General features: G+C 65.5%; 12 protein-coding genes. 5 read left to right on the top strand and 7 right to left on the bottom strand.

Annotated features, from left to right (window positions below; translation table 11 throughout):
- Positions 1 to 9: 9 nt before the first annotated feature.
- From AC1DE1_RS09625 to AC1DE1_RS09600, 6 genes are all read right to left on the bottom strand, one after another.
- Positions 10 to 606, bottom strand: a complete 597-nt coding sequence (locus AC1DE1_RS09625) for an LOG family protein (RefSeq protein ID WP_477175967.1) — start codon at positions 604 to 606, stop codon at positions 10 to 12.
- 239 nt (positions 607 to 845) lie between these two features.
- Positions 846 to 2,270, bottom strand: a complete 1,425-nt coding sequence (lpdA, locus tag AC1DE1_RS09620; RefSeq protein WP_441604088.1) for a dihydrolipoyl dehydrogenase — start codon at positions 2,268 to 2,270, stop codon at positions 846 to 848.
- Positions 2,271 to 2,418: 148 nt separating this feature from the next.
- The gene (odhB, locus tag AC1DE1_RS09615) at positions 2,419 to 3,621 is read right to left on the bottom strand and encodes a 2-oxoglutarate dehydrogenase complex dihydrolipoyllysine-residue succinyltransferase (RefSeq protein WP_441604089.1); all 1,203 of its coding nucleotides are present in this window, start codon (positions 3,619 to 3,621) and stop codon (positions 2,419 to 2,421) included.
- An 84-nt stretch (positions 3,622 to 3,705) separates the two neighbouring features.
- A complete protein-coding gene (locus AC1DE1_RS09610; protein ID WP_477175966.1) occupies positions 3,706 to 6,552 on the bottom strand; it encodes a 2-oxoglutarate dehydrogenase E1 component in 2,847 nt (948 codons plus the stop codon).
- A 251-nt stretch (positions 6,553 to 6,803) separates the two neighbouring features.
- A complete protein-coding gene (locus AC1DE1_RS09605; RefSeq protein WP_477175965.1) occupies positions 6,804 to 7,337 on the bottom strand; it encodes a DUF7931 domain-containing protein in 534 nt (177 codons plus the stop codon).
- The gene (locus AC1DE1_RS09600; RefSeq protein WP_477175964.1) at positions 7,334 to 8,527 is read right to left on the bottom strand and encodes a JmjC domain-containing protein; all 1,194 of its coding nucleotides are present in this window, start codon (positions 8,525 to 8,527) and stop codon (positions 7,334 to 7,336) included. The genes AC1DE1_RS09605 and AC1DE1_RS09600 overlap by 4 nt, the downstream gene beginning before the upstream one ends.
- A 224-nt stretch (positions 8,528 to 8,751) precedes the next feature.
- On the opposite strand from AC1DE1_RS09600, the gene AC1DE1_RS09595 reads away from it, so the two are divergent.
- The 4 genes from AC1DE1_RS09595 (at position 8,752) to AC1DE1_RS09580 (ending at position 14,774) form a co-directional block, all read left to right on the top strand.
- Entirely contained in the window at positions 8,752 to 10,524 is a 1,773-nt protein-coding gene (locus tag AC1DE1_RS09595; protein ID WP_477175963.1) for an assimilatory sulfite reductase (NADPH) flavoprotein subunit, read from the top strand.
- A gap of 1 nt (position 10,525) precedes the next feature.
- Positions 10,526 to 12,220, top strand: coding sequence for an assimilatory sulfite reductase (NADPH) hemoprotein subunit (gene cysI / locus AC1DE1_RS09590; RefSeq protein ID WP_477175962.1), 1,695 nt, complete (start codon positions 10,526 to 10,528; stop codon positions 12,218 to 12,220).
- Positions 12,217 to 12,939, top strand: a complete 723-nt coding sequence (locus tag AC1DE1_RS09585; RefSeq protein WP_477175961.1) for a phosphoadenylyl-sulfate reductase — start codon at positions 12,217 to 12,219, stop codon at positions 12,937 to 12,939. The genes cysI and AC1DE1_RS09585 overlap by 4 nt, the downstream gene beginning before the upstream one ends.
- Positions 12,940 to 13,007: 68 nt before the next feature.
- Entirely contained in the window at positions 13,008 to 14,774 is a 1,767-nt protein-coding gene (locus tag AC1DE1_RS09580; protein ID WP_477175960.1) for a bifunctional sulfate adenylyltransferase/adenylylsulfate kinase, read from the top strand.
- Positions 14,775 to 15,085: 311 nt separating this feature from the next.
- On the opposite strand, the gene AC1DE1_RS09575 is transcribed toward AC1DE1_RS09580, so the two are convergent.
- Positions 15,086 to 16,105, bottom strand: coding sequence for a LysR substrate-binding domain-containing protein (locus AC1DE1_RS09575; protein WP_477175959.1), 1,020 nt, complete (start codon positions 16,103 to 16,105; stop codon positions 15,086 to 15,088).
- Positions 16,106 to 16,438: 333 nt separating this feature from the next.
- On the opposite strand from AC1DE1_RS09575, the gene cysG reads away from it, so the two are divergent.
- A complete protein-coding gene (gene cysG, locus AC1DE1_RS09570) occupies positions 16,439 to 17,875 on the top strand; it encodes a siroheme synthase CysG (RefSeq protein WP_477175958.1) in 1,437 nt (478 codons plus the stop codon).
- The last annotated feature ends 33 nt before the right edge of the window (positions 17,876 to 17,908 follow it).

Genomic DNA, 17,908 nt, shown 5'->3' with positions numbered 1-17,908 from the left:
GTGCCGGGGTCAGGCTTTGACGCTGCTGCGGTCGATCCATTTGGGCGTGTGGACGCCCTCGTAGCTGTCCAGCCAGTCGAACAGCTGCGCCATGTCCTGTCCGAACCATACACTTTCGCGCTGTTCGGGGCGCACGAATCGTTCGGTCACCATGTGATCCATCATGGCGCGCAGCTGTGTGTAGTAGCCGCGTACGTCGTAGAAGGCGCAGGGATAGCGGTGCAGGCCCAGCTGGGCCCAGGTCAGCATTTCGAACATCTCGTCCATGGTGCCGTAGCCGCCGGGCAGGGCGACAAAGGCATCGGACAGCTCGAACATGCGCGTCTTGCGCTGATGCATGGTGTCTACGACTACCAGCTCGCTGAGGCCGACGTGGGCCACTTCCAGATCGACCAGCTGGCGCGGAATGACGCCGATCACCTTGCCGCCGGCGGCCAGTACCGCGTCGGCCACCGTGCCCATCAGGCCGACTTTGCCGCCGCCATAGACCAGCGCGATGCCGCGGCGGGCCATTTCCGTACCGAAGGCACGGGCCTGTTGGACGTATTCAGGGTGACTGCCGCTGCTGGAGCCGCAGTAGACGCAAAGGGCGGTGGGTTGGGGCATGGGGATCGACGAACCTGTGGGAATAAATTCGTCATTCCGGCGCAGGCCGGAATCCAGTGGCGGCAATGTTGGGTTGTCGCGTAGCCGTTGGTCGGCCCTTTTTCGCGATAACCGTGCGTTGCGGCTCCTGGATTCCGGCCTGCGCCGGAATGACGGAAAAAACAAAACGGCCCGCTCATGTTGCCACGAGCGGGCCGCGGATTCCGTGTCGCCTGCCGTGAAGGCGCGGCGCGGTGTCCTCAGTTGCCCTTGTGGATGGCGCGCTTGTCCACCGACAGGGCGGCCTCGTGCACGGCTTCCGAGAGCGTCGGATGCGCGTGGACGATGCGGGCCAGGTCTTCGGAGGAGCCCTTGAACTCCATCGCGACCACGCACTCGGCGATCAGCTCGGACACGCCCGGGCCGACCATGTGCACGCCCAGGATGCGATCCGTCTCGGCATGAGCCAGCATCTTCACCTGGCCGATGGCCTCGTTCATGGCCACGGCGCGGCCGATGGCGGCGAACGGGAAGGTACCCACCTTGTACGGGATGCCTTCGTCCTTCAGCTGCTTCTCGGTCTTGCCGGCCCAGGCGATTTCCGGCTCGGTATAGATCACCCACGGCACGGTGTCGAGGTTGATGTGGCCAGCCTTGCCGGCGATCCACTCGGCCACGGCCACGCCTTCCTCGGAACCCTTGTGCGCGAGCATCGGGCCGCGCACGGCGTCGCCGATGGCCCACACGCCATTCACGCCGGTGTGGTTGTGCTCGTCGACCACGATGCGGCCGCGCTCGTCCAGCTTCACGCCGGTGTCGGCGGCCAGCAGGCCGTCGGTGTAGGCGCGGCGGCCCACGGCGACCAGCAGCTTGTCGACGGTGAGCTCGTGCGCGCCGTCCTTGTCTTCATAGGTCAGGGCGACTTCGTTGCCCTTGATCTCGGCCTTGGTGAGCTTGGCGCCGAGCTTGATGTTCAGGCCCAGCTTGCCGAATTCCTTGAAGGCGATCTTGGCGATGTCCGCGTCGGCCACGCTGAGGAAGTCCGGCAGCGCTTCGAGCACGGTCACGTCCGAACCCAGGCGCTTCCACACGCTGCCCAGTTCCAGGCCGATCACGCCGGCGCCGATCACGCCCAGGCGCTTGGGCACTTCGGTGAAATCGAGTGCGCCGGCGTTGTCGACGATGAACTTGTTGTCGAACTTGGCGAACGGCAGCTCGATCGGCACCGAGCCGGAAGCGAGGATCACGTTGGTGGCGCTGATGGTCTGCTTGGAACCGTCGTTGCCGGTGATTTCGACGTCGTTGCCCTTGAGCAGCTTGCCGGTGCCGAAGAACGGGGTGACCTTGTTGGCCTTGAACAGCTGGCCGATGCCGCCGGTGAACTGCTTGACGATCTTGTCCTTGCGGCCGATGAAGGTGCCCAGGTCAACCTTGGCGCCTTCCACCGTGATGCCGTGCACCGGCAGGTTGTGCGCGATGTTGTAGTACTGCTTGGACGAATCGAGCAGCGCCTTGGACGGGATGCAGCCCACGTTGAGGCAGGTGCCGCCGAGGGCCTGCTTGCCGTCCTTGCCGACAAACGCGTCGATACACGCGGTCTTCAGGCCCAGCTGCGCGGCGCGGATCGCGGCCACATAGCCGGCCGGGCCGGCGCCGATGACGATGACGTCGAATTTTTCGCTCATGATGTTTCCTAGCTGAGTGACGCGCTAGGGGAGCGCGCCACATATAAAGCGGGATATATGTGCGGCGAGGGTGGATTCAACTTCACCACTCGCCGCCAGAGCTTCGTTACCTGGTTGCACGGATCGCCGAGACGATCCGTACGCGCGATCAGATACCGAGCAGCATGCGCTGCGGGTTCTCAAGCTGGTTCTTGATATCGACCAGGAACAGCACCGCGTCCTTGCCATCGATGATGCGATGGTCGTAGGACAGCGCCAGGTACATCATCGGGGCGGCGATCACCTGGCCGTTCTCGACGATGGCGCGCTCCTTGATGGCGTGCATGCCCAGGATCGCGCTCTGCGGCGGGTTCACGATCGGGGTCGACAGCAGCGAACCGAAGGTGCCGCCGTTGGTGATGGTGAAGGTGCCGCCCTGCAGGTCGTCCAGGCCCAGCTTGCCGTCACGCGCCTTCTTGGCGTAATCGACGATGCCGCGCTCGACGTCGGCAAAGTTCATGTCCTGCACGTCGCGCAGCACCGGCGTCACCAGGCCCTTGTCGGTGGACACGGCGATGGAGATGTCCTGGTAGCCGTGATAGACGATGTCGTTGCCGTCGACCGAGGCGTTGACCAGCGGATGGCGCTTCAGCGCTTCGGCTGCGGCCTTGACGAAGAAGCTCATGAAGCCGAGCTTGACGCCGTTGGCCTTCTCGAACGACTCGCCCAGCGCCTTGCGCATCTTCACCACTTCGGCGAGGTTCACTTCGTTGAACGAGGTGAGCATGGCGATGGAGTTCTTCGACTGCATCAGGCGCTCGGCGATGCGGGCGCGCATGCGGGTCATCGGCACGCGCTCTTCCGGACGCGAGCCCGGGGTCGGCTTGGCAGCCGGCGCAGCGGCGGCCGGAGCGGCGCCACCCTTGCCGACGTTGAGCAGGTCTTCCTTGGTCACGCGGCCGTCGCGGCCGGTGCCGGCAACCTTCGATGCATCGATGTTCTGCTCGGTGGCTACGCGCAGGCCGGCCGGCGACAGGTCGGCATTGCCGGCAGCGCCAGCCTTCGGCGCGGCGGGTGCAGCAGCCGGGGCAGCGGCAGGGGCGGCAGCGGCCGGAGCCGGTGCAGCAGCGGCGGCGCCTTCCTCGATCACCGCGATCACCTGCTGGCTGTTCACCGTGTCGCCGGACTGGAACTTGATTTCCTTGAGCACGCCGTCGACCGGCGAGGGCACTTCGAGCACCACCTTGTCGGTCTCGAGGTCGACCAGGTTTTCGTCACGCTTCACCGCTTCGCCGGCCTTCTTGTGCCAGGTAGCGATGGTGGCGTCGGAGACGGACTCGGGCAGGACGGGAACCTTGACTTCGATAGACATAAATATTCCTTTGATTAGTGCGCTCATCCCTGAACGCTAAAGAGTCAAAAAGCGGCCGTCCGTGGCCGCACTTTTTAGGATTTTTTATTCCGCGGAATGGTCGGTGCCGACCGGCGTAACCAGAGCCTGCTCAACCAGCGCCGCCTGCTCGACGACGTGCGTGCTGAGATGGCCGGCCGCCGGTGCCGGCGAACGCGCGCGACCCGCATACGACAGGCTCTGCTTGCTGTTGATGCAAGCCTGCAGGTGATGGCGGATCTGGAACCAGGCGCCCTGGTTCATCGGCTCTTCCTGGCACCACACCACTTCCTTGGCGGCGGAGTACTTCTCAAGCTCGGCGGTGACCTGCGGACGCGGGAACGGATACAGCTGCTCCACGCGGACGATGGCCACGTCGGTCTGGCCGCGCTTTTCGGCGTCTTCGAGCAGGTCGTAGTAGACCTTGCCCGAGCACAGCACGACGCGCTTGACCTTCTTGGCGGCCAGCTCGCGATGCTCCGGGATCACCAGCTGGAAGCTGCCGTTGGCCAGCTCGTCCAGCGAGGACACGGCCAGCTTGTGGCGCAGCAGCGACTTGGGCGTCATCACGATCAGCGGCTTGCGCGTCGGGCGCACCATCTGGCGGCGGATCATGTGGAAAGCCTGGGCCGGCGTGGTGGGCACGCAGACCTGCATGTTGTCCAGCGCGCACAGCTGCAGGAAGCGCTCGAGGCGGGCGGAGGAGTGCTCCGGGCCCTGGCCTTCGTAGCCGTGCGGCAGGAACAGCGACAGACCGCACAGGCGGTTCCACTTCGATTCGCCCGAGCTGATGAACTGGTCGATGACGACCTGCGCACCGTTGGCGAAGTCGCCGAACTGGCCTTCCCAGATGTGCATGGTGTACGGGTCGGCGGTGGCGCTGCCGTACTCGAACGCCATGACCGCTTCTTCGCTCAGCAGCGAGTCGATGATCTCGACGTCGGCGCCATCGCGCACGTCGGCCAGCGGCATATAGATGTAGCCGGTCTGCTGGTCATGCAGCACGGCATGGCGATGGAAGAAGGTGCCACGGCCGACGTCCTGGCCCACGATGCGCAGGTTGTAGTTTTCGTCGATGAGCGAGGCGTAGGCGAGGTTTTCGGCAAAGCCCCAGTCGCCCGGCTGCTCGCCGGCGGCCATCTTGGCGCGGTCTTCGTAGATCTTGGCCACGCGCGACTGCAGGGTCAGATCCTTGGGCATCTTGAGGATCTGGTTGGCCAGCTCCACCAGGCGCTGCTTGGAGTAACCCGTCGGAGTCTCGGTGGACAGCTTGCCGCCGATGAACCGGTCCCAGTCGACTTCGATGTCCTTGACCAGCGAGCTGGTCAGCTCGGTCATCGGCTCGCCGGCCTCGAGGCGGGCGCGGTAGTCCTCGAACATCTTCTGGCCGTCGCCTTCGGCGATCACGCCTTGCTTCACCAACTCCTGCGCATACAGGTCGCGGGTGGTCGGGCGCTTGCGGATGATCTGGTACATCACCGGCTGGGTGGCTGCCGGCTCGTCGGCTTCGTTATGGCCGTGGCGGCGGTAGCACACCAGGTCGAGCACGGCGTCCTTGCGGAACTGCTTGCGGAAATCGTAGGCGAGGCGGGTGGCCTGGATCACCGCTTCCGGGTCGTCGCCGTTCACGTGGAACACCGGCGCGTTGACCATCTTGGCCAGGTCGGTGCAGTACAGCGTGGAGCGGGCGTCCTGCGGATTGGAGGTGGTGAAGCCCACCTGGTTGTTGATCACGATGTGCAGGCTGCCGCCGATCTTGAAGCCGCGGGCCTGGGACATGTTGAACAGTTCCATGTTCACGCCCTGGCCGGCCAGCGCCGCGTCGCCGTGCACCAGCACGGCCATCGACTGCTTGCGCTCGGTGTCGCGGCGGCGGACCTGACGCGCATGCACCGAGCCGGCTACCACCGGGTTGACGATTTCCAGGTGCGACGGGTTGAACGCCAGCGCCACGTGGGTGCCGCCGTTGGGCGTCTTGACGTCGGCGGAGAAGCCCATGTGGTACTTCACGTCGCCCGAGTGCGCCGGATCGTCCGGGTGGTCGAACTTGCCTTCGAACTCGTTGAACAGCGTGCGCGGCGGCTTGCCGAGGATGTTCACCAGCATGTTGAGGCGGCCGCGATGGGCCATGCCGATCACGACTTCCTTGATGCCGTTGTCGCCGGCGGCGCGGACGATGTCGTCCACCATCGGGATGAAGCTGTCGCCGCCTTCCAGCGAGAAACGCTTCTGGCCCACGTACTTGGTGTGCAGGTAGCGCTCGAGGCCTTCGGCAGCGGTCAGCTCGGCGAGCACGCGCTTCTTGCCCGCGGCGTCGAGGCCGGCGGTGCCGTTGGCCTGCTCCAGGCGGGTGTAGATCCAGTTGCGCTGCTCATGATTGCTGATGTGCATGAACTCGACGCCGAGGGTGTTGGTGTACACCTTCTTCAGTCGGGCAATCAGCTCGCGCAACTTCATGCGCTGGCCACCGCCGGCAAAGTTGCCGCAGTCGAACTCGGTGTCCAGGTCGGCATCGGACAGACCGTGGAACGAGGGTTCCAGATCCGGAGCCGGCAGCTTCTCGGCCAGGCCGAGCGGGTCGAGGTTCGAGGCCAGGTGGCCGCGCGAACGGTAGGCGGTGAGGATGCGCAGGACGCCGGCCTGCTTGCGGGCGTGGGCGTCGTCGACCGGAGCGCCGGCGACGGCAACCCCGTTTCGGCGCTGCTTTTGTGCGGCCTCTATACGCGCAATGGCCGCAGAGTGGGGAACGTCCCCTGACTCGCGGCCTTTGAAAGTCTCGAAGTATTTGCTCCAGGTAGCTTCGACCGACGAAGGGTCTGCCAACCACGATTCATAGAGCTGTTCAACGTAATCGGCGTTACCGCCGGCGAGTTGGGAGGATTCGAAAAACTCGCGGATCAGATTAGTGCTCACGTCACCACCGGTGAGGAAGGGAAGCAGCAGCCGTTCCGACCGGGGTTGGCCGGATGGCTGGGAAAAATCCCGTTAATTATAGCCTTGGGGTGCTGCGACGCGGCAACCCAGGTTGCACCTCTAAGTGGGGTCGATGATCGATATTTCGAGTTATCGGGTACCGACGATCGTCGTAGAGCGCGGATTTGCATCGTTGAAAGCGCGTTTGGCGCCGATGTCATCGCCCGGCGCGACGGGAGGCTTCCGTTCAGTTACAGATCGAGCGGCAGCCAGGCGGTGGCGCGTGCCGAGCGCTCCCACACTTCGTTGAAGTGCTGCAGCAGCGGCGCTTGCGCGGCGCGATCGGCAAGCGCGGCGCGGCCGTCGGCGCGGCGGGCATCGGGAAGGAACAGATAGCCGCCCTGATCCGTGAGCAGGTAAGACGAGGCGTAGGCCAAGTCGACTTCTTCCAGCGGCGTGCGCACCAGCACGATGCTGGACAGGCGCTGGGCCAGGGCCACCAGCCGATGGTTGTCGCGCAGTGCGTCCTCCGGCGCATGCAGGATCAGCCGGATTTCGGCGCCGCGGCCGGAGGTGGCGAGGCGCCGAAGCTCGGCCAGCTCGGCGACGCCGCCATAGACATCGTCGCTCAGGACCGGCTGGTAGATGGCGATCCGTCGCCGGGCTGCAGTCAGCAGACGAAGGCGGGCATCGGCCAGTTCGGTGCGATCGCGCACGGGCAGGGGCGGCGAGGCCGGCCCTTCGCCCGCGTTCGGTGCATCGTCGTGGGCGTCCCGCTCGCTCATCGGCGGCGCGGCTTGTGGGCGACCAAGTGGCCGTCGTTGACCAGGGTGAGCAGCAAGGCGAGCTCGGCTTCCGGCACCTTGGTGCCCGGGGTGAGTTCGCGCTCGGCACACAGGCGTTCGGCCACATCCACCGACGTCGGGTAGGCATGCCCGTTGACGAACAGCATGGCGCCTCGCTTGGCGCGCGCCCAGGCCATGCGTGCCCAGGGGTGGCGCAGCAGGGCGGCGCCTGCGTCCAGTTGCTTGCGCAGGGCGGCTTCGGTCAGTTCCTTTTCCGGCGGCACCGGCTGCTGGGCGCTGCGGTAGCGGGTGATGAAGCGGCCGAACCAGTCGGTGAGCGTGGCGTCGTCCAGCGCTGCGGCAAACGGCAGGGCCTGCTTGAGGCGTGCGAGCGCGGCGCGGTCGATTTCGCCGACGGCCTTGGCCGGGGTCAGGTCGGGATCGGTGTAGCGCAGCTCATCCGGCAGGCGTTCGGCCAGATAGTCGGCGAGGTCGCCGGTCAGCTCGGCCTGCGACGGCGCACGCATGCCGACCGAGATGGTCAGGCACGGTCCCCCGAACGCGATGCCGTCGTGCGGCACGCCCGGCGGCAGATACAACATGTCGCCCGGTTCGAGCAGCCACTCGTGGTCTGGCTCGAAGACCTGGAGCTGCTTCAGTTCCACGTCCGGGCGGAAATCCTTGGGAGCTTCGGGGTTGGTGTCGATCGCCCAATGGCGCTGGCCCAGGCCCTGCAGCAGGAACACGTCGTACTGGTCCACGTGGGGGCCGACGCCGCCGCCGGGCTCGGCGTAGGAAATCATGATGTCGTCCAGGCGCCAGCTGGGCAGGAAGTTGAAGTCTTCCAGCAGCGCGGCGACGTCAGCGTCCCATTTGTCCACGTCCTGCACCAGCAGGGTCCAGTTCTTGTCGGGCGTGCTGGCGAAGTCCTTCTCGGTCAGGGGACCGGTCTTGACCTTCCAGCGATCACGGCCTTCGTCGTGGATGATCAGGCGCGACAGCGCCGTCTCTTCCATCGCCAGGCCGGCGAGGTCGTTCGGCTCGATCGGCGAGACGAAACCGGGGAAGGCCTGGCGGATCAGCAACGGGCGCTTCTGCCAGTAATCGCGCAGGAACTGGGCGGGACTCATGCCCAGCGGCTGCTTGGCGCTGCCGCGGACTTCGATGGGGAGGGCGGGGGACTTGGTCATCTGCCCATTCTAAGCGAAGGCGATGACGGTCCCGTTGATCGTCGTCAGGGGAAAAGCCACGGCGGGTCGGTCAGGGCGGCCTGCCTGCCGGAAATGAGCCGACGGACATATGGTTATGCCAACACGTCCTTTCACATGACAAGAGGTGATGACTAGTTTGAGTGTCCAGGTGTCTGGACGTCCAAAGGTGGACAGTGAACGCGGTCGTCGCAACGCAAGCCGGTATGGGCTCCATCGATGGCGACAAGTTATCGGCACTGGAGCGCCTGGCCGAGGGGCTGAGTCCCGCCGAGCTCTACTGGGTCGCGGCCTGGAGCGCGGCTCGCGCCGACCAGCTGCAGCGAGGCATCGTGCCGTTGCAGGCGGCCAAAGCCGTTGGCGAGCGGCTGACCATTCTGTACGGCAGCCAGACCGGACAGGCCAAGCGCATCGCCACCCAACTCAGCGCCCGTGCGGAAGCTGCCGGGCTGGCGGTGCGCCTGGTGCGGGCCGACGGCTACGCCCAGCGCGATCTGGCCAGGGAAACGCATCTGGTCGTGGTGATCAGCACCCAGGGCGACGCCGAGCCGCCGGACGATGCCCGCGGCCTGGTGGAATTCATCCTGGGCAAGCGCGCGCCCAAGTTGCCCGGCCTGCGTTACGCGGTGCTGGGGCTGGGCGATTCGAGCTATCCGCAATTCTGCGCCATCGGTCAGCAGCTCGATCAGCGTTTTGCCGAACTCGGTGCCTCGCGTCTGGCGCCGCTGGGCGAAGCGGACGTGGACGTCGACGCGGTCGCGGTGCCATGGACGGAGCGCACGCTCGAACAGGCCAGGCAGGCGCTTGGTACAACCCAGCCGGCGGCACGGCTAGCGACGCTGCAACCGGTGCCTTCGCGCGCCAGTCATCATCGGGATCGTCCGTTTGCCGCGCCGGTCCTCGGCAACCAGCCGATCGTGGCGCGCGACGCCGGCCGGGACGTACGTCATGTGGAGTTGTCGCTCGAAGGATCGGGCCTGCGTTACGAGCCCGGCGACGCCGTGGGCGTGTGGCCGCAGAACCCACCTGCGCTGGTCGATCGATGGCTGAACCTGCTCAAGCTCGACGGCGAGCGAGCGGTGTTCCACGACGGTCGGGAGTTGCCATTACGTCAGTGGCTGACGCACGAGCGCGAGCTCACGCGCCTGAGTCGGCCGGTGATCGCCGCGGTGGCCGATGTGAGTGGCGATCAGGAACTGGCGGGGCTGCTGCGCCCCGATCAATCCTCACGCCTGGCCGCGCTGCTGGCGGAGGAACAACCGATCGACCTCTGGCGTCGCCATCCCGAGGGTTGGTCAGCGGACGAACTGGTGGCCGCACTGCGTCCGCAGACGCCGCGCCTGTATTCGATTGCTTCCAGCCAGAAAGCGGTCGGCGACGAAGTGCATCTGACCGTGGCCGTGATCGATTACCAGGCACATGGCGAACAACGCTGGGGCGCGGCGTCTTCCTTCCTTGCCGCTTCGACCGACGAACGCCGCGTGCCGATCTTCATCGAAGAGAACGAGCGCTTCCGCCTGCCCAAGGACGATAGCCGCGACGTGATCATGATCGGCCCGGGCACGGGCGTGGCGCCGTTTCGCGCCTTCGTGCAGGAGCGCCGCGAAACGGCTGCGCGTGGACGCCACTGGCTGTTCTTCGGCAACCGTCACTTCACCAGCGAATTCCTCTATCAGACCGAATGGCAGGCAGCGCTGCGCGATGGCTCACTGGATCGGCTCGACCTGGCGTTCTCGCGCGACAGTGACGCCAAGGTCTACGTGCAGCAGCGCGTCCGTGAACAGGGCCGTGATCTCTATGCGTGGCTGCAGGAGGGCGCCCACATCTACGTGTGTGGCGACGCCAACCATATGGCCAAGGACGTTCATGCCGCCTTGATCGACGTGGCGGTGACGCACGGCGGCCAATCGCACGAACAGGCGAAGGAATGGCTGTCCGGTTTACTCCAGCAGGGCCGCTACGCCCGCGACGTGTACTGATATGACGACACCGCTCTCCGATTTCGAACGCATCAAGGCTGCCAGCCGCCAATTGCGCGGCGGCATCGTCGAAGGCCTGCGCGATCCGGTCACCAACGCGATCAGCGACGATGACAACAAGTTGCTGAAGTTTCATGGCAGCTATCAGCAGGACGATCGCGACCTGCGCGAGGAACGCCGCAAGCAGAAGCTCGAGCCAGCGTTCTCTTTCATGCTGCGCGCACGGCTGCCGTCCGGCGTGGTCACGCCCACGCAATGGCTGGTGTTCGATCGTCTTGCGCGCGACTACGCCAACGGCACGTTACGCATCACCACGCGCCAGACGTTTCAATGGCACGGCATCATCAAGCACAAGCTCAAGCCCACCATTGCCGCCATCCACGACGCCTTGGCGACCACGATCGCCGCTTGCGGTGATGTCGTGCGCAATGTGGTGAGCACCGCCAATCCGGTGGAATCGAGCGCCCACGCGCTCGCCTATGCGTGGGCGACGCGACTCTCCGAAGAACTGTCGCCGCGTACACGCGCCTATCACGAGATCTGGCTCGACGGTGAACCGCTGGTCGATGAGCCGGAAAACGAAGAGCCGCTGTACGGCCGCACTTATCTGCCACGCAAATTCAAGATCGGCCTGGCTGTCCCGCCGCTCAACGATGTCGATGTCTTCGCGCAGGATCTGGGTCTGATCGCGATCATCGAGCAGGGCGAACTGAAGGGCTTCAATGTCGCCATCGGCGGCGGCATGGGCGCGACCCATGGTGATCCGAGCACGTATCCGAGGTTGGGAAGCATCATCGGCTTCGTGCCGCCGGAACGCCTGCTCGCCGTGTCCGAAGCCATCGTGACGGTGCAGCGCGACTGGGGCAACCGCAGCGAGCGCAAGCATGCACGCCTGAAATACACGCTCGATCATCGCGGGGTAGATGTTTTCAAAGCGGAACTGGAACGTCGCGTTGGCTTTGCGCTGGAAGCCGAACGCGAATATCGCTTCGACCACAACGGCGATCGCTACGGCTGGATCGAAGGCGAGGACGGGCGCTGGCATCTGACCCTGCAGATCGAATCGGGTCGGCTTGCGGATGTGGGCGAGCGTCGCTGGCTCAGCGGATTGCGCGAGCTGGCGAAGATCCACGAGGGCGATTTTCGCCTCACCTGCAACCAGAACGTGATTGTCGCCAACGTGAGTACGGATCAGCGTGCGCGCATCGACGCGATCGTCGCGGCGCATGGGCTGGATGGTTATCGCACCGACAGCGGTGTCCGCCGTCATGCCGTGGCCTGCGTGGCGCTGCCCACCTGCGGCCTGGCGATGGCGGAAAGCGAACGGTATCTGCCCGATATCCTGCCCAGGCTGGAAGCACTGCTGGAGTCCTTCGGTCTGCGCGACGCGCCCATCCTGCTGCGACTCTCCGGTTGCCCCAACGGCTGCTCTCGCCCGTATCTGGGCGAGATTGCCTTGGTCGGGCGCGGACCGGGCCGCTACGACCTGCGACTGGGCGCGGATTTTCGTGGCCAGCGACTCAACCAGGTCTATCGGGAGAACGTCGACGAGCCGGCGATCCTCGATGCACTGTCGCCGCTGTTCGCACGTTACGCGGATGAGCGGGTGGTCGATGAGGGCTTCGGTGATTTCCTGCTGCGCAGCGGCGTGATCGCCGCATCGACACGGCAGATCCCTCTCGAGGTGGTGGCATGAAGCAGGCCCTGCTCGAGGATGCGCAGCACGATGAGCGCGCTCTCGATGAATTGAATGTGTGGCTGGGCGGTCTGCAGGCGGAGCAGCGCGTGATCTGGGCACTGGCCCATGCACCGGGTACGCATGTGCTGTCGTCGAGCTTCGGCGCGCAGGCGGCGGTGTCGCTGCACCTGTTGACGCGGCAGCGGCCGGATCTTCCGATCGTGCTGATCGACACCGGTTATCTGTTTCCCGAGACGTATCGCTTTATCGACGAGCTGCGCGAGCGACTCGGGCTTAACGTCAAGGTGTACAGCGCGGCGGAAAGTGCTGCCTGGCTCGAAGCGCGGGAAGGGCGCTTGTGGGAGCAGGGCGTGGCGGGCATCGATCGCTATAACCAGCTGCGCAAGGTGAGACCGATGCAGCGAGCGCTGAGCGAACTCCAAGCGGGTTCGTGGTTCGCGGGATTGCGTCGCAGCCAGGCACGCACGCGCGCTGCCATTCCCTATGCCGAGCGTCGCGACAACCGCTGGAAATTCCATCCCATCGCGGACTGGACCGATCGCGACGTGGGCCTGTACTTGCGCAAGCACGGCCTGCCGTACCACCCATTGTGGGAGCAGGGCTACATCTCCATTGGCGACGTACATACCACGCACCGCTGGGAGCCTGGCTCCGAGCTGGATGCCACCCGTTTCTTTGGCCTGAAGCGCGAATGCGGGCTTCACGGCCTGGCCTGACCGAACACCCTAAGAACCGCCCCGGCGCACGCCGCCGGTTTTCGCCCCGACCGAAGAAGAACGACACCATGAGCCAGAGTGCCCTTGCGCAGCCCCAAGCTGCGCTGCTCGACGACGCCCCCGTTTCGCTGATCGCGCCTCACGGCGGCGTGCTGAAGGAGTTGTATCTGCAGGCGGAAGAGGCCGCCGTGCTCAAGCAGCGCAGCGCGGGCCTGCCGGCGATCGATCTCAATACGCGCCAGTTGTGCGATTTGGAGCTGCTGCTCAATGGCGCGTTCTCCCCCCTGGAAGGTTTCCTCTCGCAGCGCGACTACGATCGGGTGGTTGCCGAATACCGCCTGGCCGACGGCACATTGTGGCCGATACCCATCACGCTGGATGTGAGCGAGGCGTTCGCCGAACGCCTGAACGTAGGCAGCGAGGTCGCCCTGCGCGACGTGGAAGGCGTCCCCATCGCGGTGCTCGAGGTGGAAGACATCTATCGCCCGGATCGCGAGCACGAAGCACAACACGTGTTCGGCACGCTGGATCGCGGGCATCCCGGTGTGGCTGACCTGCTGGATCGGTATCGCCCGGTGAATCTGGGTGGACGCGTGCGCGGCATCCAGTCACCGTCGCACTACGACTTCGCTGCGCTGCGCGATACACCGCGCAGTCTGCGAGCATGGTTCACTTCGCAGGGCTGGCATCGCATCGTGGCGTTCCAGACGCGCAACCCCATGCATCGCGCGCATCGTGAACTGACCCTGCGCGCTGCCCAGCAAGTGGGTGCGAAACTCCTGCTGCAGCCATCGGTGGGGCGCACCAAGCCCGGCGACGTCGATCACTACACTCGCGTGCGCTGCTACCAGGCTTTGCTGCCGCAGTACCCGGTGAACAGCGCGCGGCTTTCGCTGCTGCCACTGGCGATGCGCATGGGCGGTCCCCGCGAGGCGCTGTGGCACGCGATCATCCGCAAGAACTATGGGGCGAGCCATTTCATCGTGGGGCGCGATCATGCGGGGCCTGGCAACGACTCCGCTGGCAAACCGTTCTACGGTCCCTTCGACGCACAACATCTGCTGGAGCGTCACCAGGACGAACTCGGCATCCGCATCGTGCCGTTCCCCGCGATGGTGTATGTGGCCAACCGCGACGCCTATATGCCCTCCAATGAGGTCCAGCCCGGCGACGAAGTCCGTGATATCTCGGGCACGCAGCTGCGTCGCCACCTGCAGGATGGCAGCGATATTCCCGCATGGTTCTCCTTCCCCGACGTGGTGAAGATCCTGCGCGAGCGCCATCCCGTGCAGGCGTCTCGGGGCTTCGCCTTGTTCTTCACCGGCCTATCCGGTGCCGGCAAGTCGACCATTGCGCAGGCGGTAGTCGCGCAGTTGCTGGAACGCACGGCTCGCGCGGTCACCGTGCTGGATGGCGACGAGGTACGAAAGCATCTGTCCCGCGGCCTGGGTTTCTCGCGCGAGGATCGCAATGCCAATGTGACGCGTATCGGCTATGTGGCCAGCGAGATCGTACGCCACGGCGGCGTGGCGGTTTGCGCGCCGATTGCGCCCTATGCGGATGCACGTGCCGAAGCGCGCTCCCTGGTGGAAGCGCACGGCGATTTCATCGAAATCCATGTGGCGACGTCATTGGATGTTTGCGAAGCGCGCGACCGCAAGGGTTTGTATGCGCAGGCGCGCGCCGGGGCGATCACGCATTTCACGGGGATCAGTGATCCCTATGAGGAGCCCGTGCAGCCTGAGTTGCGGATTGACGGGAGCGCGTCGCAGCCGCTGGTGCTGGCGGGGCATATTGTGGCGCTGCTGGAGCAGCGGGGGTTGTTGCGCAGTTAGGCGTGGCAGCGCCCTTTGGTTTGTCTGTGGGAGCGCACCCTGTGCGCGACAGCCACGCCTGGGTGTACTGCTCCGTAGGCTTGTCGCGCACAGGGTGCGCTCCCACAAGGAGCGATCCGCAACTATTCACCCGCAGCTGGGGCCGTGGTTGTTCTTTTGTAGGAGCGCACTTGTGCGCGACCGCAGCGCTGGGGTGCACTGCTCCGTAGGCTGGTCGCGCACAGGGTGCTCTCCCACAAGGAGCGCTCCGCACCTATTCACCCGCAGCCGGGGCCATGGTTGTTCTTTTGTGGCCCAACAACATCTACGTATTACTGCGCCTCGACCAGCGTCTCCGTCGCTTTGTGCGCCGCCTTCCGCTCCCGCCAATGCGGCACCCCCGCCCAATGCGAGGTCCCCGTGCCCCCGGAAGCAAGCGCGCGACTCACCGCACGACGCTCCAGGTGCGGCGCAAACACACTGATGAAATCGAGCGTGTATTCGCGCAGCACACTCTCACGGCGCAAGACGATCCACGTCGTGCACGCGGCAAACAGCTGGTCCGCGCCCAGTTCGCACAGGTCGGTGTCGTGTTCCGGCTGATAGGCCATTTCGGCCAGCACGCCGATGCCCAATCCCTCGCGCACGTAGGTCTTGATCAGGTCGGCATCGCTGGCGGTCATGACGATCTGCGGATCGAGCCCGGCGCTTTGGAAGGCGCGGGTCAATGAGGATTCGGGCTTCAATGAAGAGTCGTAACTGATCAGCGGATGGGCAGCGAGCTGTTCCAGCGTGGGCGCCTGCTTTTGTCGCGCCAGGGGATGGCCATTGGGCACGACGATGCTGCGGTTCCAGCGGTAGGCGGGCAGGGCGATGCCGTTCGGTGGCGGCCCGCCGGCGGCCGTGCTGACGATGGCGAGATCGACCTGGCCGACCTCGAGCAAGGAGATCACGTCCGAATCGTTCACCGGCTGCAAGTGCACGCTCACCTGCGGATAGCTGCGACTGAGCACCGCCACGGCCGAAGGCAGCGCGAAGCGAGCTTGCGTATGTGTGGTGGCGATGCGCAGCGTGCCACGCGATTCGTTGCGCAGGTTGGCCGCGATGGAACGGATATTGGCCGCTTCCGCCAGGATGGTGCGGGCACGTTCCAGCACGTGCGTGCCGGCGTGCGTGATGGCGTGCAGGCTGCGGCCCTTGCGGTGGAACAGCTGGAAGCCGAGCTCGTCTTCCAGCTGGCGCAACAACTTGCTCAGGCCGGGCTGGGTGGCATGCACCCGCTCGGCCGCGAGGGTGATGTTCAGGCCGGCATCAGCGATGGCGACGAGATAGCGTAATTGGGTCAGCGTCATGGTTGGGGTTCCACAGGCAATCGAGAGAGTAGGGACTCGGTGTCGCGCTGCGGATACATCGCGCGTGCTCATCCGCCGATGCGCTGCACTGGCAGGCGGTCGGGGCGGTTTTCAGCCAATGGCGATGATGGTCCATGATTACCGTAACGGGGCGGTCACAATTAGACGTCTATACAGCGGTTGCTGCGTTGCGTCAATACTTCGTCGTGCCGGTAGATCCGATCGCCTTATAACGGGCCGTCATGTCTGGCGCCGCAGAAATCATTTGTACGGCCATCTGCGCGTGCCTAGCTTGGGTGCTCCAGCCGTGCATCTCATGGAGCCTGAGGTTCGATGAAGCTTTACCCATTGTTCGCCGATCTGTCCGGCCGCCAGGTCCTGGTGGTGGGCGGCGGCGTGGTGGGTGAGGGCAAGGTCGCCGCATTGCTGGAGGCCGGCGCGCAGGTCACGGTGGGGGCGCCCGACCTCACGCCTGCGCTGCTCGGTTTGGCCAACGATGGGCGGGTGCGATGGGTGCGTGGCCGTTTCGAGGATGGCTGGCTTGACCAGGCATGGCTGGTGATCGCCGCCACTCCGGATGCCGAGCTCCATCGGCATATCGCTGCCCTGGCCGAGTCCCGACGGATTTTCGTCAATGTCGTCGACGACGCGCAGCAATCGAGCTTCCACGTGCCGGCCGTGATCGACCGCGCGCCGGTGACGATTGCGATTTCCAGCGGTGGACACGCGCCGATGCTCGCGCGGTTGCTGCGCGAACGGCTTGAAGTGTTGATCGATCCGGTGGTCGGCTCCGTTGCCACCTTGTTGGCGCGGATGCGTCACCGCATCCGCGCGAGACTGCCGGATATCGCGTTGCGTCGTCGTTTCTACGAGCGTCTGTTGAGCGGGCCCGTGCAAAGCCTGCTGCGTCGAGGCCAATGGGGGCTGGCCGAAGCCTCGACCGAGCGTTTGCTCGATGCGACCGAAGCCAGGCCTGTCGGTTCGGTGGTCTTGCTTGGCGCCGGCCCCGGTGATCCCGGCCTGCTCACGTTGCGTGGGTTGCGTGCATTGAACGAGGCGGATGTGATCCTGCATGACCGCCTGGTCAGCGTGGAGGTGTTAGGCCTGGCGCGCCGCGACGCCGAGCGCATCGAAGTGGCCAAGCAGGCGGGCAACCATCACACCACGCAGGAGCAGATCCACGCCCTGATGCTGGAACATGCCGCTGCAGGTCGCCGTGTGGTGCGCCTGAAGGGCGGCGATCCATTCGTATTCGGTCGCGGTGGCGAGGAGCTGGAATTCCTGCGCCGCCACGGCATTGCCTATGAGGTGGTGCCAGGTATCACGGCGGCCCTGGCGTGTGCCGCCTACGCCGGCGTGCCGCTGACGCATCGCGATCATGCGCAGTCCGTGCGGCTGGTGACGGCGCACTGCCAGCAGTCCATCGATACGCTCGATTGGCCGGCGCTGGCACAGGAGCGGCAGACGCTCGCGGTCTACATGGGTACCGGCGAGCTGGACCTGATCGCGCAGCAGCTGGTCGAGCACGGCCGCGCAGCGAGCACGCCGTTCGCCCTGGTGGAAAACGGCACGCGAGCGGAACAACGGGTGATCGTCGGCACGCTGGCCAACCTGGCGGAGCAGGCGGGGCGATACGGTGTACGGTCGCCGGCGCTGCTCATCATCGGCGAGGTGGCCAGCCTCGCCACCTCGCTGTCATGGTACGGCAGCCGGCCGCTGGGTAGCCTCGCGCCGCCGCTGCCGCACTCGTCGAAGGCGGTCGCGGCTTGACACAACCTTTCCCTTGACGGGTGCACCATCGCG

The organism is Dyella sp. 05T440, assembly GCF_056395965.1.
The sequence above is the reverse complement of the archived record's forward strand: the minus strand, read 5'-3'. Positions and strand labels throughout refer to the sequence as shown.

Excerpts from the sequence above, each read along its gene's own strand:
- AC1DE1_RS09625 (WP_477175967.1), bottom strand. The coding sequence starts at position 606 with ATGCCCCAACCCACCGCCCTTTGCGTCTACTGCGGCTCCAGCAGCGGC.
- lpdA (WP_441604088.1), bottom strand. The coding sequence starts at position 2,270 with ATGAGCGAAAAATTCGACGTCATCGTCATCGGCGCCGGCCCGGCCGGC.
- odhB (WP_441604089.1), bottom strand. The coding sequence starts at position 3,621 with ATGTCTATCGAAGTCAAGGTTCCCGTCCTGCCCGAGTCCGTCTCCGAC.
- AC1DE1_RS09605 (WP_477175965.1), bottom strand. The coding sequence starts at position 7,337 with ATGAGCGAGCGGGACGCCCACGACGATGCACCGAACGCGGGCGAAGGG.
- AC1DE1_RS09600 (WP_477175964.1), bottom strand. The coding sequence starts at position 8,527 with ATGACCAAGTCCCCCGCCCTCCCCATCGAAGTCCGCGGCAGCGCCAAG.
- AC1DE1_RS09595 (WP_477175963.1), top strand. The coding sequence starts at position 8,752 with ATGGGCTCCATCGATGGCGACAAGTTATCGGCACTGGAGCGCCTGGCC.
- cysI (WP_477175962.1), top strand. The coding sequence starts at position 10,526 with ATGACGACACCGCTCTCCGATTTCGAACGCATCAAGGCTGCCAGCCGC.
- AC1DE1_RS09585 (WP_477175961.1), top strand. The coding sequence starts at position 12,217 with ATGAAGCAGGCCCTGCTCGAGGATGCGCAGCACGATGAGCGCGCTCTC.
- AC1DE1_RS09580 (WP_477175960.1), top strand. The coding sequence starts at position 13,008 with ATGAGCCAGAGTGCCCTTGCGCAGCCCCAAGCTGCGCTGCTCGACGAC.
- AC1DE1_RS09575 (WP_477175959.1), bottom strand. The coding sequence starts at position 16,105 with ATGACGCTGACCCAATTACGCTATCTCGTCGCCATCGCTGATGCCGGC.
- cysG (WP_477175958.1), top strand. The coding sequence starts at position 16,439 with ATGAAGCTTTACCCATTGTTCGCCGATCTGTCCGGCCGCCAGGTCCTG.